The organism is Spiractinospora alimapuensis, from assembly GCF_018437505.1.
Taxonomy (GTDB): Bacteria; Actinomycetota; Actinomycetes; order Streptosporangiales; family Streptosporangiaceae; genus Spiractinospora; species Spiractinospora alimapuensis.
Genome location: NZ_CP072467.1, coordinates 3,660,758 through 3,674,475 on the forward strand (window position 1 = coordinate 3,660,758; position 13,718 = coordinate 3,674,475).

15 protein-coding genes are annotated in these 13,718 nt (G+C 66.1%); 8 read left to right on the forward strand and 7 right to left on the reverse strand.

All coding sequences use genetic code 11. The features are described 5' to 3' along the window. Window positions 1-521: 521 nt before the first annotated feature. The gene (locus tag J4H86_RS16990; protein WP_236538743.1) at window positions 522-2,723 is read left to right on the forward strand and encodes a heterodisulfide reductase-related iron-sulfur binding cluster; all 2,202 of its coding nucleotides are present in this window, start codon (window positions 522-524) and stop codon (window positions 2,721-2,723) included. Between the two features lie 88 nt (window positions 2,724-2,811). Here J4H86_RS16990 and J4H86_RS16995 read toward each other — a convergent pair whose 3' ends face one another. After that, window positions 2,812-3,339, reverse strand: a complete 528-nt coding sequence (locus J4H86_RS16995) for a gamma carbonic anhydrase family protein (RefSeq protein WP_236538744.1) — start codon at window positions 3,337-3,339, stop codon at window positions 2,812-2,814. 377 nt (window positions 3,340-3,716) lie between these two features. Between J4H86_RS16995 and J4H86_RS17000 the strand changes: the two genes are divergently transcribed. Further along, a complete protein-coding gene (locus tag J4H86_RS17000; RefSeq protein WP_236538745.1) occupies window positions 3,717-4,955 on the forward strand; it encodes a DivIVA domain-containing protein in 1,239 nt (412 codons plus the stop codon). A 207-nt stretch (window positions 4,956-5,162) separates the two neighbouring features. Further along, window positions 5,163-5,618 (forward strand): GNAT family N-acetyltransferase, encoded by a 456-nt coding sequence (locus tag J4H86_RS17005; RefSeq protein WP_236538746.1) that lies wholly within the window; start codon window positions 5,163-5,165, stop codon window positions 5,616-5,618. A gap of 3 nt (window positions 5,619-5,621) precedes the next feature. Here the strand turns inward: J4H86_RS17005 and J4H86_RS17010 are convergent, their stop codons facing one another. From J4H86_RS17010 to J4H86_RS17020, 3 genes are all read right to left on the reverse strand, one after another. After that, a complete protein-coding gene (locus J4H86_RS17010) occupies window positions 5,622-5,909 on the reverse strand; it encodes a hypothetical protein (RefSeq protein ID WP_236538747.1) in 288 nt (95 codons plus the stop codon). 241 nt (window positions 5,910-6,150) lie between these two features. Continuing rightward, on the reverse strand, window positions 6,151-6,396 hold the full coding sequence (locus J4H86_RS17015) for a hypothetical protein (protein ID WP_236538748.1): 246 nt from the start codon (window positions 6,394-6,396) through the stop codon (window positions 6,151-6,153). Then, entirely contained in the window at window positions 6,393-6,812 is a 420-nt protein-coding gene (locus J4H86_RS17020; RefSeq protein ID WP_236538751.1) for an ATP-binding protein, read from the reverse strand. Before J4H86_RS17020 ends, J4H86_RS17015 begins: the two co-directional genes overlap by 4 nt. Before the next feature lie 1,064 nt (window positions 6,813-7,876). On the opposite strand from J4H86_RS17020, the gene J4H86_RS17025 reads away from it, so the two are divergent. The 5 genes from J4H86_RS17025 to J4H86_RS17045 all read left to right on the forward strand — a co-directional run bounded on the left by J4H86_RS17025 (window position 7,877) and on the right by J4H86_RS17045 (window position 11,113). Further along, a complete protein-coding gene (locus J4H86_RS17025) occupies window positions 7,877-8,680 on the forward strand; it encodes a hypothetical protein (RefSeq protein ID WP_236538752.1) in 804 nt (267 codons plus the stop codon). 93 nt (window positions 8,681-8,773) lie between these two features. Beyond that, a complete protein-coding gene (locus tag J4H86_RS17030; protein ID WP_236538754.1) occupies window positions 8,774-9,373 on the forward strand; it encodes a YdcF family protein in 600 nt (199 codons plus the stop codon). A 92-nt stretch (window positions 9,374-9,465) separates the two neighbouring features. Next, a complete protein-coding gene (locus tag J4H86_RS17035) occupies window positions 9,466-9,657 on the forward strand; it encodes a DUF397 domain-containing protein (protein WP_236538755.1) in 192 nt (63 codons plus the stop codon). A gap of 316 nt (window positions 9,658-9,973) precedes the next feature. Further along, window positions 9,974-10,534 carry an NUDIX hydrolase gene (locus J4H86_RS17040; RefSeq protein WP_236538756.1) on the forward strand — a complete coding sequence of 187 codons (561 nt, stop codon included), beginning with the start codon at window positions 9,974-9,976 and terminating at the stop codon, window positions 10,532-10,534. A 144-nt stretch (window positions 10,535-10,678) separates the two neighbouring features. Continuing rightward, entirely contained in the window at window positions 10,679-11,113 is a 435-nt protein-coding gene (locus J4H86_RS17045) for a UTRA domain-containing protein (RefSeq protein WP_236538757.1), read from the forward strand. 193 nt (window positions 11,114-11,306) lie between these two features. Here J4H86_RS17045 and J4H86_RS17050 read toward each other — a convergent pair whose 3' ends face one another. The 3 genes from J4H86_RS17050 to J4H86_RS17060 form a co-directional block, all read right to left on the reverse strand. Beyond that, a complete protein-coding gene (locus tag J4H86_RS17050; RefSeq protein WP_236538758.1) occupies window positions 11,307-11,753 on the reverse strand; it encodes a dihydrofolate reductase family protein in 447 nt (148 codons plus the stop codon). 116 nt (window positions 11,754-11,869) lie between these two features. Further along, window positions 11,870-12,781 carry a helix-turn-helix domain-containing protein gene (locus tag J4H86_RS17055; protein ID WP_236538759.1) on the reverse strand — a complete coding sequence of 304 codons (912 nt, stop codon included), beginning with the start codon at window positions 12,779-12,781 and terminating at the stop codon, window positions 11,870-11,872. Between the two features lie 257 nt (window positions 12,782-13,038). After that, the gene (locus tag J4H86_RS17060; RefSeq protein ID WP_236538760.1) at window positions 13,039-13,659 is read right to left on the reverse strand and encodes a superoxide dismutase family protein; all 621 of its coding nucleotides are present in this window, start codon (window positions 13,657-13,659) and stop codon (window positions 13,039-13,041) included. Between the last annotated feature and the right edge of the window lie 59 nt (window positions 13,660-13,718).

Here is a 13,718-nt window from a genome sequence, read left to right on the forward strand (position 1 = left end):
GTCCTCCGTCAAGATTGAGTCTTACCGACGCAATGCTCCTGCACCGCGCGGCGTGTGTCAAATCAGTTGAGTCTCATCGACTCAAGTTTAAGTCTCGCCCTGGTCAACGAGAGGCGTGGCCGGATTGTTCCCTGGGTCGGTGACGAATCGCCCGGGCTCCCTCCCGCCCGTGCGGCCGGTCCCCACGGATACCTTCCCGCGATGCGGGGGCTAATGCCGCGCTGACCAGCGGCATCTGCGCCGTCCGGCATGCGGAGGCCGCCGTGGTCGGAGCACGTCGCGCGCAGAGGGGAGCGGGCGGCCGGTCCGGGACGCGCCTTCGCCGCCCCCGCTGCCAGGCCAGAGGCACCGTTGGTACTACCGTTCGACGGCATGGGGTTCGGTGGCGTGGGTAGGGGTGCCGCTGTCCCCTCGCGTGACTACCGACCAGTAACATCACGCAGGATCGACTGTGTGACGAAACACTGTGTGCCCAACACTGTGTGACCTTCAGGTTCAGCCTTGATAGGAGGCCGTCGGCGATGCTCAACGTCGTCCTTGGGATCAGCACGGTAGTCATCGGGCTCGCCGCGGCGGTGATGTTCGGCCTGGCCGTGGCGAAGATCGTGCGCACGGTGCGGTTGGGGCGACCCGTGGAGCCCGAACGCAAGGGGCCGTTCGGCCAGCGGCTCACCACCGTGGTGATCGAGACCCTCGGTCACACCCGCATGCTGAAGTGGCGCTGGATCGGCGTCGCCCACTGGTTCATCATGGTGTCCTTCCCGGCGCTGGTGTTCACCGTGATCGAGGCCCAGGGGGAGGTGTTCGACCCCAAGTTCACGTTGCCCCTCATCGCCGACTCGACCATCTACGGACTGTTCATCGAGGTCATCGCGGCGGCGAGCCTCGTCGGGATCGTCGCGCTGCTCGTCTACCGGCTCCTCAACCGACGCCGGGGCCGCTCCTCACGCTTCGCCAACTCCCGGATGTGGACGGCCTACTACGTCGAGTCCTACATCCTCGGCCTGCTGCTGGCCATCTTCGTGATCCGCGGCTTCAAGGTCGCGATGGACGACTTCCCCTTCCCGGTGTGGGCGACACCGGTGTCGCACGCCGTGGGCTCGGTCCTCTCCGGCAACCCGGACGTCGCGCTGCCCGGAATCGTCATCACCGCGGCCTTCAAGCTGATCATCTCCTACGCCTTCTTCATCGTGCTCGCGCTTGTGCTCACGATGGGCGTCGGCTGGCACCGGTTCACCGCCCCGATCAACATCTACTTCAAGCGCAACGCCGACGGCGCCCCCTCCCTTGGGCCGGCCAAGCCGATGATGGACGCCTCCGGCACGAAGCCGCTGGACTTCGAGGAGGCCGACCCGGACGTCGACCCGTTCGGCGCCGCCAAGATCACCGACTTCAGTTGGAAGGGCCTGCTCGACTTCACGACCTGCACCGAGTGTGGCCGCTGCCAGACCCAGTGCCCCGCGTGGAACACCGGCAAGCCGCTGTCCCCGAAGAAGGTCGTCATGGACCTGCGGGACCACACCTACGCGACGGCCCCGCACCTGCTCAACGGCACCACCGCGGAGTCGGAGAACGTCCCCCAGGACGTCCTCGCGCTGTTGGAACGTCCCCTGGTCGGCACGGACGGCGCCGGGGTCATCGACGCGGAGGAGCTGTGGGCCTGCACGAACTGCGGCGCGTGCGTCGAGGAGTGCCCGGTCGACATCGAGCACATCGACCACATCCTGGACATGCGGCGACACCAGGTGATGGTGGAGTCCGACTTCCCCACCGAGGCCAACAGCCTCCTCAAGAACCTGGAGGAGAAGGGCAACCCGTGGGGGATGGCCGCCAACAAGCGCATGGAGTGGATCTCGGAGCTGGACTTCGAGGTGCCCGTCGCCGAGGACAGCCTCCCCGAGGGCACCGAGTACCTGTTCTGGGTCGGCTGCGCCGGGTCCCTGGAGGACCGGGGGAAGAAGACCACGAAGGCCATCGCCGAACTCCTGCACACGGCGGGGGTGAAGTTCGCCGTCCTCGGCCAGGAGTCGTGCACCGGTGACCCGGCCCGTCGGCTCGGGATGGAGTACGTCTTCCAGATGATGGCCGAGCAGAACATCGAGACCCTCAACGAGATCGGCGCCTACCGCATCGTCGCGAGTTGCCCGCACTGCTTCAACACCCTGGGGCGCGAGTACCCGGAACTGGGCGGCAAGTACGAGGTCATCCACCATACGCAGCTCCTGGCGCAGTTGGTGGAGAGCGGGAAGCTGACCCCGGTCAACCCGGTCGAGGAGAACATCACCTACCACGACCCCTGCTTCCTCGGCCGACACAACAAGGTCTACACCCCGCCGCGGGAGATCATGGAGAAGGTCCCGGGTGTGAAGACCCAGGAGATGCACCGCTGCAAGGAGCGCGGGTTCTGCTGTGGGGCCGGCGGCGCCCGCATGTGGATGGAGGAGCGGACCGGCAAGCGCATCAACACCGAACGCGTGGACGAGGCGCTGACCACTAACCCCGACACCATCTCCACCGGCTGCCCGTACTGCCAGGTGATGCTGGGCGACGCCGTCAACGAGAAGAAGGCCAAGGGCGAGGTCAAGGACACGGTCGAGGTCATCGACGTCTCGCAGCTCCTCGTCCGGTCGGTGCGCAAGCCGGAGGCGGCCACGTCCGACGCGGGGCCGGCCGAGACCCCCGCCGCGGAGTCACCGGACGCGAAGAACTCCGACGACGCCTGAACGAGCTAGACACGCGAAACACGGCGGGGGAGCACCCAGTGCTCCCCCGCCGTTCGTCACTCGTGACGGCCCGTGCCCCGCCTGGGGCCTACCGCCACCGCACCTCGCGGTGCTCCACGGCGCGTTCCTTGTAGTGCTGCGCGGTGTCGGCGAAGCTGGCGCGGTCGGCGTCGGTCAGCTCGCGGATGACCTTCCCCGGGACGCCGGCGAACAGGACGCCGGCCGGTACCCGCTTGCCCGGGGGAACGAGCGCGCCCGCCGCGACCAGGGTTCCGGCGCCGATGTGCGCGCCACCGAGGACGTTCGCCCCGATCCCGATCAACGCCCCCTCTTCCACCGTGGCGCCGTGCACCATGGCCTGGTGCCCCAGGCTGACGCGGTCGTGCAGGATGGCCGGCTCGCCCGGGTCGCAGTGCAGCGAGCAGAGGTCCTGGATGTTGCACTCGTCGCCGACGATCATGTCCTCGGTGTCGGCGCGGAGGACCGAGCCGTACCAGACGCTGCTGTTCGCGCCGAGCCGTACCCGGCCGACGACGACGGCGCCGGGGGCGACCCAGGCGCTCGGGTGGATGTCAGGTTGACCGAAATCGGCATCGCCGATTCTCGCTGATGTCACATGCGCTCCCACGTGCGTTCGGGTCCCGGCCGTGTGGCCGGCGACCTACTGCGCCAGCGTTGAATCCCGCATACCGTAGTAGACGGCCCGAGCCACGGGCTCGCTGCCCCGGCCGAACCGTCCTAGGTGTCCCTGCCGAGGTGTGGGGGAAACCGAGCTTGACCGGGGCGACGGACCGCATATCGTCAGCACAATTGAACAGCCCGTCATGGCCTTCGCCCCACCACATCTCCGGCGTCGCCGGGCCTCTCGGTGGAGCCTCGGAGCGGGAACAAAAGGATCGCTGAGGTCCATGTGTTCTTCGCGTCTGAGGGGAATGATGGGTACCAGTCGGGGTGACCCTCCCGATCCATAGCCGACCTGAGTTGATATAGGACATGAACGAGCAACGCAGCGATATCGTGCCGGGCTTTGTCAAACAGGAAGCCTTCACCACCGTCAAGAAGGGCTACGACAAGCAGCAGGTAGACGAGTACATCTGGCGTAACCACAACCAACTGCGCGACAGCCAGGAACGGCTCTCCCGCTCTGAGGACGAGATCGAGCGCCTGCGCCGTGACTTGGCCGAAGCCAGGGAGAAGGCGACGGTCAAGCCGCACCACGAGCAGGTCAGCGAGCGGATGAACGCGATCCTGCGGATCGCGGAGGAAGAGGCCGACTCCAAGCGCGCGCAGGTGGAGGAGGAGATACAGCGCATCCGTGAGGAGTCGACCAAGGACTCCAAGCGCCTGGTCAAGGACGCGGAAGCGCACGCCGAGCGGATCCTGGGCAGTGCCAGGGAGCAGGCTCAGGAACTCGTCACCTCAGCGAAGCAGGAGTCGGAGCAACTGCGCGCTCAGGCCCAGCAGGAGGCCGACCGGGTGCTGGCCGAGGCCGAGCAGCGGGCCCAGCGGATCCACGACACCGCCGACCACCGACTCGCCACCCTGACCGCCACCCACACCGAGGCCGTGCGCCGCCTGAACGACATGCGGGCGACGCTTGGCGACCTGCTGGACTCGGAGTCCTCGGCCGGGCCGCTGGAGGCAGGGCTGGAGAAGGGGCCGGGGGCCGGCACCACGAAGCCGCCGTCCGTCGCGAAGGCCGCCACGCCATCCGGGGGCACCAAGCCGCCGGCCGGCAAGCCGGTCGCGACCACCGAGCCGCCCAAGGGTGCTCCCGCCGGGGGAGCGGCACCCAAGAACGACAAGGCCGCCGGCCCCGCCGCTGGTGCGGGCAAGGCCGACGGCGCGGGTGCCGCGAGCAAGCCCGACAAGGCGGAGAAGGCCGACAAGGCCGAAGACGCGGGCAAGCCGGACAAGCCCGAGGCGTCCGCCGCGCCAGCCACCGATGAGGAGATCGAGGGACCGAGCACCGTGCGTCTGGGTGTTGGTCCACAGGCCTCCGCGGTGCGCAACGGCCCGCCTCGGCCGCAGGGCTTCCGCTATGACGCGCCCAGCCCCGAGCAGGACGGGGCCCCCAAGGCGGACGCCCCGGCGGACGCGCCGGAGTCCGAGGACCCCCAGACCGTCGTGCTTGGCGCCGACTCGGGGATCACCGGGGTCTACACGCGTCCCACCGGGGAACCGAAGTCCGACGGGGATGACGGTTCGGAGGGCGTGCGCATCGTTCAGTAGTACTGGTCGGCGCGAACTGGTCGGCTGTGCGAGCGCCGGAGTGTGGGCTTCGGGGGCGAAGCCCACACCCCCCTCCCTGGGGTGACCGGTGCGGCGACGCCGTCGGTCGGTCCCGCGTGGGGACGACCGGCCCCATTTGTCCCGTATCTCGTGTTCGGGACCTCGGCGCGGCCGATGGCCAGGTGTCGGCTAGTATTGCCCGACGTCATGATTATCCGTGCCGCTATCCGCTCCGACCTCGGAGCCATCCTTCGACTGTTGCGCGAACTCAGCGAGGGTGGACCTCAGCCCGCGCGGGCTGGCGCCGTGCGCATGTCCTCCGCCGCGGTACGGGCATGGACCCGGATCGAGACCGACCCCGACCGTACGGTGCTCGTCGCGGAGCGCCGGGGCCAGATCATCGGCACGCTCGACCTGATCATCGTCGCCAACCTGACGCACGACGCCCAGCCGTGGGCCATCGTGGACAACCTCGTCGTGGACCCCACCGCACGGCGTGCCGGCGTGGGTCGGGCCCTGATCGACGACGCGGTCGACCGCGCGGCGCGGTCCGCCTGCTACAAGATCGAGGTCCTTTCGCACGAGGCACGCCTGGGTGCGCACGCTTTCTACGCCGCGGTGGGCTTCCAGAACTCCGCTGAGGGCTTCCGCCGCTACCTGTGACGGTCAGCCGATGACGATGGAGTTGGCCTGCACCGGAGCCGAGAACTCGATCGATCCCTCACCACTGGCCACGATGCGCGAACCCCGGCACTGTGGTCCGGAGAAGAGTACGTAGCGTCCCTCCGGAGTGGTGTGGACGGACACGAGCCCGCCCTGACCGGTGACGAGGGTGTGGCAGCCTCCTTCGGACACCATCTGCTGGCGCCCCGACTCGAAGGTGAGGGTCGTGGGGCTGGGCGCGTAGTCGTCCGGCGAGGTGGCCCGGACGGCTCCGGCGATCGCGGCGGACATCGTTGCGAGGGATGTGGGGCGAACTGGCACGGCTGGCTCCCGACGCTGAAGCGATAGTGGCTATATGTCGTTTACCAGGCACTGACCGATATTACTACTCTCCGTGACGGAGTGTTGGGAATTCGTGTGCGCTCTGTGGTTGGGATGTGGGGGTGGTGGTGGGGATCCGGGTCGGGTTGGCCTGGATCCCCACCTGGGGCCGCCCTGCGGGAGGGGTGCGGGGCGGGGTTGTGGCTTGTTGTTAGTGGAGGCGTTTGTGGGTGAGGAGTTGGATGGCGACGAAGTGTTCGGCGCCGGCAGGATAGGTGCGGCCAGCGACATGCCACATGCCGTTGGTCAACGTGGCGTGGATCATTTGGCCGTTGTCTCGTTTGATGGAGAGGGAGACGTGGGTGCGGCCTTGTGTGGGGTTGGCGGTGGAGTGGTAGAAGACGGCGCCGTGTGGGGTTAAGAGGTGGAGGAGTGTGGTGACGGGGTTGGTGTTCACCGTCGGCCTCCCGCGGTGGGGACGAGGGTGGGGAGGTCGGTGGTGACGGTGCAGTGGCCGTTGTTGGTGATGGTGGTCCACCGCTCCACCAGACTCGCCACCAGGTTCAACCCGTGGCCGTGCTCGGTGAGAGGGTCGGTCTTCTTCCCCCACATCGGAACCGACTTCCCATCGGTGCCCTGGTCGATCACACTGATCCGCACCATTGAGGGTCGGATGTCGAGTTCCACCAGGAAGGACCCGCCGGGGTGGCCGCTGCGGGAGTGACGGATCGCGTTCGTCGCCAACTCGCTGACGACAAGGGCGGCTTCCTCGACTGTGCCGAGATCGGTGCCGCGCTGGTGGAGTTCGTTCCGAGTCCACGCCCGAACCAGGGCGACACTGCCAGGAACACCCGCGAACCTGCGGCCGGTCATGACACGACCTCCACAACCGGCATCGGCCCCGTCGACAACACCGAGGTCACCGTAGAGGGGTGGTCCAGCGCGGTGCCGCACCCTCGACACCACACATACGCATGGCGACGAAAGAGGTACGGCCGTACCCGAGCCGCACGGCGAAGGCGGCGGGGAGTGCTCGGCCCGGGGTGTTCAGCGCGCCTGGGGGTGGGCGTTAGGGTTCTCGCTGTCATCAGTCCTCCTAAGACTGGTGTCCACGCCCTCGGGCCGTAGCTGGCGGCCGCGAGGGCTTCGTGCTACTAGTTGAAGAAGTGCATGTGGATGTCGCCTCTCGGAATCCGACAGATGGATGCCACCCGGACAATTAGTAGCTGCGATCCTGAGTCCAGGATTAAGCGCTTCCGTTCCTCCGCTAGTGCTTTTGGTCCAAGGTGGGAGGGTGCGGGAAGCAGCACGCCATAAGTTTCAGGGCGGCGCAGAACATCGAGCAATCCACAGAAGGCAAGTGAAAATGGATCGTGGATTGTGCGTTCGATGAATGTCCCCGTCAGATTCAACTCATGCTGTGCGCAGTAATCCGCAAGCGATTCGTTCAAGGCCCCAGCCCGACCCGAGCGTGCTCGGGTGATCCGCAGGTACCCATACACAATTGGACCCTCAACGGCTCGGTTCTCGGTGAGAGGCTCCATGTCACCGATGGTCGCTCATGCGGCACTGAGCGCAAATGTCCCTGTGTTGTACTTTCGTTGCACTTGCGTCGCACCGTACGGCCCGATCTGCTTCCATGGCCTCCAGGAAGGAACGTTATGGCAACCGTGCAGAACTGGACGGGCTGGGAAGCCCGCGCGCTTCGCAAGGCACTACGGCTCAGTGTTCGAGCCTTTGCCGACCACTTGGGCGTCGCTGTGCGAACCGTCTCCAAATGGGAGAAACTGGGCTCTGGGACGATCCCGCGTCCAGACACTCAAGCAATCTTGGACACGGCCTTGTCGAGGGGTGACTCCACTGTCCATGACAGGTTCGCCATGCTGCTCAATACCCCGAGCACCCCATCGGGGTCTTCGTTCGATAGTGGACCCCGTGTGTGGGAGTACGAGACGTGGGCCGATGACCTCGATCGAGTGGCAATAGCCCTGAGTCGACAGAACTTCGCCTTCGCGACAAGCATGCTTCAGCGGTGGATAAGTCGCTGGAATGCGTCGGAACTGGACTTCAGAGGCCAGTATCTCTTCGCCCGTTCGATCGTCTTCCTCGGGGATCTTCACCGGGACCAAGGTTCTGTACTTGGCCCTCTCTCCGCGCATCACTTCTACACCAAGGCACGCTTACTGTTCGACCAGCTTGAGATTCCACGACGCGTCGCCCAACTTGACCTCTCCATGGCGGTCGTGACGGAAATGACTGGTCAGTTGGAGGACGCCGCCCGTCGTTACGAGTCCCTGGCCGATGATGAGCGACTATCACGAAGAGACAGATCGCGCGCCCGACTCTGGGTAGGAACAGCGCTCGACAAGCGCGGAGAGAGCGACTACGCCGTCAACGCCATGCTGAAGGCTGCACATCAGTTTGAAGAGTTGGCCGAGCCCGATGATTGGGCAGTCGCTCAGCAAAAGCTAGCGCTCCTGTACAGGAGAACCGGCGAACAGGCCGCCGCGCTTCGATGTATCGAGACAGCGCGAAACAACGGGTCAAATGACTCGCCCATGCAATCCGTTCGACTCGATGTTGCACACGGCCACATCCTGCTCTCCGATCCGGCCACCCACGACGACGGCTTGCGCTTGCTCGGTAGAGCCGAGAAGCTTGCTGCAAGAGTTGGTCTGCGGCATCAACTTCAGAGTGTGGAGGCTATCCGGAAGCAGGCTGTTGTGCAGGTTCTTCCGTGAGTGATCATCGGGGAGTTGTTTGTGTCGGGTGGGTCGCGGTGGTTGGCGGATGAAGAGCGTGGCTGGGCCAGGGTGGTGTGGGATTTCCACCTGATGGGGCACCGGGTGGGGCCGGTTGACGTCGCCGTGGGGCTGGGGAGCCACGATCTGGGGGTGCCGGCGCATTGTGCCCGGCTCTACCAGGCGGGACTGTTCTCGACCCTGGTGTTCACCGGAGGGCCGAATCCGACGAAGCCGGGGCGTTTCCCGCGCGGGGAGGCAGTGCACTTCTCCGAGCACGCACAGGCGCTCGGCGTGCCCCCGGAAGCAATCGTGGTCGAGCCGCACGCCCGCAACACAGGCGAGAACATCCGCTTCTCCCGCGAGGCACTCACCCAGGCCGGCACCGAGGTGAAGTCAGTCCTGTTGGTGTCCATGCCCTACATGGAACGCCGCGCCTACGCCACCGCCCGCAAGGAGTGGCCCGAAGTCGACATCACCTGCACCTCCGCACCCCTGGACTTCGACGACTACCTCAAGACCATGGACAACGAACAGTTCGTGGTCGACATGCTCATCGGCGACCTCAACCGCATCATCGAGTACCCCGAACGCGGATTCGCCATCCAACAAGACATCCCCCAACCCGTCCTCCACGCCTACCAATCCCTCATCAACGCCGGCTACACCAGCCGCCTCCTCAAACCCACCTAAAAACAACAACCACGCACAAAACCCCGCCGTAGAAGGAAACCCGCCCGGCTACGGTGACCCTGACGCGTAACGCCACCCAGCCGGGAGGAACCATGCCAGAATCCCCCCACCTCACCTGGCACAAGAGCAGTTACAGCGCAGGCAGCCAGAACTGCGTCGAAGTGCGCGAGCACCCAGGCGGCGCCGACGTCCGCGACACCCAACACCCCGACCTCGGCCACCTGTCCTTCACCGCGAGCGAGTGGTCGGCGTTCCTCCACGCCACCAGAACTGGCGAGCTCTAGTCCCCCGCCCGACTCCAGGCCGCCAGCCAACGACGAGTACGACCGAAGCCGCCACAGGAAACCCGCCACGCGCAGCGTGACTCTCAGGTCGTGGCTTCAATCAGTCACGCGTCGCGCGGCTCACTCCCCAGTGGCCACTTCGGTTGGGCGTCTGCGGGGTGCAGGGCCTGGTGCCGGGCGAGCCCGTGCGCTAGGTCGCCAACCATTGGTCAAGAGCAACCGAAGCCGCCGGGTGTTAATGAGCCGCGCGGAGCGCGACCTTCTTTTTTCGTGAGTCGGTCGCGGGGGCGTGGTTGGAGTACTTCAATGGGGCGGCATGAGGGTTTCTGAGCTTGAGGTCCGCTATGTCCTGTCTCGCTATCTTGAGCGGTATCCCGATGAGGTCGCCGACGTGGGGGTGTTGTTCCAGGCGCTTGACGAGGGGCACGATGTCTGTTCCCGCGGTGAGTTCCGGCTGGGGCACGTCACCACTGGTGCGGCGGTCATCGACCCTCGGGGGCGGGTGTTGCTGATTCGGCACAAGACGCTGGACCGGTGGCTGTTGCCCGGCGGGCACCTTGAACCAGAGGACACAACGCTGCTGGTCGCCAGTCTCCGTGAGCTCGAGGAAGAGACCGGAATCCCCTGGCAACGTGCCGTTTCCCCGCCAGCCCACGATGTCGTCCCGGTAGACATCGATATCCACACGATCCCCGCCAACCCGACCAAGGCCGAACCCGAACATCTCCACTTCGACTTCCGGTACGCCCACTGGGTGGACAACACCGATGTACGGCTCCAACTCGAAGAGGTCACCGACTTCGCCTGGCGCCCACCAACCGACCTTCCCACCAAACTCGCGAGCAAGCTCGCGCCCGTCACACCCACCGGACTCTAAGCACAGCCACCAGGGAAGGGGAATTTCGTGCGTGATCGGTCGAAGCATCGGCGTTACGGTATTGATCGGTATTCGCGTTCGGTGTGGGCGGGGGAGAGTCCGCGGCCGTTGCTGGTGGCTGAAGGGGAACGGCAGGGCCGTGCTGTGGGGCAGCAGACCGTTGTGGAGCTCGTCCCCGCCCCGGACTTCGTCGCTGAACGCCTGGCGGGTGTGGGGCCGGGAGAGATGGTGCATGTGCGCCGTCGCGTCACCATGTTGGACGGCGAACCCAACCAGACCGCGGATTCCTACTTCTCCCAACCCACGGCGGAGCTGTCCGGCGCGCTGCTCACTGGCGAAGGGGGCGGGGGTCACATCGCCCGCATCGACGCGGTCTCGCCGGTGCGTGAGGTCCAGGAGGAGCTCACCGCACGGATGCCCACCACCGCCGAATCCGCCAGACTCTCCATCCCCACCGGAACCCCCGTCGTCGAGCTTCTGCGCAGCTATCACACCGACATCGGGGTCCTCGACGTCACCCACTTCGTCATCCGAGCCGACCTCGCCTCCTTCGACTACCGATTCCCCATCCCCGACTAGCCCCCACCTACCCACGAGAGCCGTCACGCTCCGCGTGGCTCACTTACGGGTGGCCACTTCGGTTTCGCGCCTGCCGGGTGAGGGGCCTGGTGGGCGACGGTCCGGGGTGCCGGACCCGCATCCATTGGCCTGGAGTCACCGAAGTGGTGCGCCGCGTGGAGCGCGACCTTCTATGGCTGCTGCGGTAGGGGCGTCATGCCAACTTCGCGCGTGCGCCCACGATGTCGTAGACCGCCGCAAGGAATGGTCCGGATCGGCCCTGATCGCGCAGTCGAAGGTTGAAGGGTCGCGGGAACAGGGGTTGTCCCGCGCCGAGAGTGACGGGGGCGTAGGTCAGCAACACGTCGTCGAGCATGCCGGCTTCCGCGAAGTCCGCGGCGAGCGCTCCTCCACCCACCATCCACACGTCGCGACCGTCGGCGGCGGCCTCGATCCGCGACCGGTGCCGCTTTGGGTCGCCTTCGAGGAACGTCACGTCACCGACCGGGGTCTCCAAGTCCTGGTGAGTGAACACGAACCACGGCAGCGAATGGGGCATCCCCGGATCGCCGCTCTTCAGTTCGTCGAGTATCACTCGATAGGTCGTGGCTCCCATGACCAGGGCTCCCACGTTGGCTATGAACTTGTCGTAGTCGACCACCGAGTCACCAGAGGCCGACAGTTCACTGTCATCCTGCTCGTAGAGTCAATCGAGAGAACCTCGGTCGTCGGTCAGGAATCCGTCGAGCGTCGTCGCCGTGTAGTAGCGATACCGGGTCATGTGTGGTCCTTTTGGTCGCGTTGCCACAGAATGGGATCACCCGTGCCGGGGTCGAGTCCGCATTGCCGCAACCATGTACGGGCGATTTGGCGCCGATGAGCGGAGAAAGTAATGACGTGGGCTAGGACGCTCGCCATTTGGAAACTCTCGGGCGGGTCGCACAACGCGTCGATGAGCGTGTCGTCCCAAGCGCCTCGCCGCTCGATCTCCCGCCAGAAAGTCAGCCAGCGTGGCGCGACATCGGCGTGACGGGATGCCAGGTTACTCACGCTCACCGTACCGCGCGTAGGAGTGTCGTGGCCCTCAAGGGAGGCGAGCCATGTCTCGTGCGCCCAAACCAGGTTATCGAGGACCGCTGCCAAGTGATTCTCTTCGCCATCCCAGGGAAGAATGACGTGGTCTGGCGCCCGGACGAGAAAGAGTTCTTCTTCGCTCAGATTCTTCGAAACATCGAGAAGTAGCGCGATATCGTCAATCTCTTGTAACAGGAGTTGCTGGGCGACTGGATTCATACTCCGCTCCCGGGCATCGACCCACAGCGACATCTGGGGGTGGTAGTGAATTCCATTCGGTGCGGGGAGCCACACCGAGGAGTTGGGCGGTGGCGGGGTGCTCGGAAGACGGCCATAAGCGCGGTGGAACGCCCGAGTGAAACCGTCAATGGACTCATACCCCGCGGTGAGCGCTACGTCGGTCACCGTGTCGCCGTGCCGCAACTGCCAGGCGGCGCGTTCAAGCACCACCCTGCGACGCATCGCGACCGGCGACTCACCAGACCCTCGTCGCAACATACGACTGAAATGGAACGGACTGAAGTTGGCGCCGGCCGCCATCGACGTCAGGTCGTCGTGTGGTTCGGCCAGGACCGCGTCGAGGAGCTGACGCAACCGGTCACGAGATGGGTCCATGCGACCAGTGTGCGGGACGGATGGCGCCGCGCGCTCGACCGTTCTTGCTCTGATCAGGGCCCACGTTCGATCGCTGGAGTGCCTCTCGCGTCGCTGGTACACCGCCGAGGCGACGTCCCCCAGTCAGTACCGCGGACGGCGCCACGAACCTCGCCGTAACGCGGTGGGCCACTTCGGTTACGCGTCCGAGGGATTAGGGGCCTGGCGGCGTGCCGTGCCACGCGAAACCCGCCACGTGACGTTCCGCCCGGTCCTCGCTACAGCGGGACGTTGACGCAGGCGAGGCGGTCGCCGGCTTGGCCGGCGGCGCCGGGTTCGTGGCTGGTGTGGTCGGCGTGGATCACGATGGACTGGGCCTCGCCCGTGCGGACGTGCCAGTTGACTTCCGTCTCGGACTCGGCGTCGCCGTCGTCGTCGGTGGTGAAGTCGAGCCAGACCTCGTTGTCGGGGTTGGCGTAGGTGGGGTCGGTGGAGGGCTGCTCGGGGTCGAGCTCGTCCTGGTAGTGGGGTCCGGAGTCGTCGGGGTGCGACCCGCACTGGTCGGTGTGGAGGTGGGCGCCGTACTCGCGGTCCGGCTCCAGGTCGTCGACCTCCAGGCTGAACTGGGTGCTGTCCTGGGTCGGAGTCACGGTGACGTCGACTTCGGAGCCGTTGGGGACGAGGCCCTCGTCGTAGGTGACCGCGGTGGCGTCGTCCCCGTAGGGCTCGAACGCGGCTTCGATGGCGAGGGACTCGTCGGCGTCCACGGGCGCGGCCGCCGTGGGTTCCTCCTCACCGGCCCCATACCCGCCGTTGTCGTTACCGTCGCCGCCGGTGCCGCCACAGGACATGAGGGCCAACGCCGCCACAGCGGCCGATGCCGCGGGAATGATGCGCACCTGTCGCTCCATCGCTCTTCGAGTACTGTCAATCGCGAAGAGTCACCATGGTAGCGAAC

Excerpts from the sequence above, each read along its gene's own strand:
- J4H86_RS17010 (WP_236538747.1), bottom strand. The coding sequence starts at position 5,909 with ATGTCCGCCGCGATCGCCGGAGCCGTCCGGGCCACCTCGCCGGACGAC.
- J4H86_RS17000 (WP_236538745.1), top strand. The coding sequence starts at position 3,717 with ATGAACGAGCAACGCAGCGATATCGTGCCGGGCTTTGTCAAACAGGAA.
- J4H86_RS17055 (WP_236538759.1), bottom strand. The coding sequence starts at position 12,781 with ATGGACCCATCTCGTGACCGGTTGCGTCAGCTCCTCGACGCGGTCCTG.
- J4H86_RS16990 (WP_236538743.1), top strand. The coding sequence starts at position 522 with ATGCTCAACGTCGTCCTTGGGATCAGCACGGTAGTCATCGGGCTCGCC.
- J4H86_RS17020 (WP_236538751.1), bottom strand. The coding sequence starts at position 6,812 with ATGACCGGCCGCAGGTTCGCGGGTGTTCCTGGCAGTGTCGCCCTGGTT.
- J4H86_RS17005 (WP_236538746.1), top strand. The coding sequence starts at position 5,163 with ATGATTATCCGTGCCGCTATCCGCTCCGACCTCGGAGCCATCCTTCGA.
- J4H86_RS17030 (WP_236538754.1), top strand. The coding sequence starts at position 8,774 with ATGGGGCACCGGGTGGGGCCGGTTGACGTCGCCGTGGGGCTGGGGAGC.
- J4H86_RS17040 (WP_236538756.1), top strand. The coding sequence starts at position 9,974 with ATGAGGGTTTCTGAGCTTGAGGTCCGCTATGTCCTGTCTCGCTATCTT.
- J4H86_RS17035 (WP_236538755.1), top strand. The coding sequence starts at position 9,466 with ATGCCAGAATCCCCCCACCTCACCTGGCACAAGAGCAGTTACAGCGCA.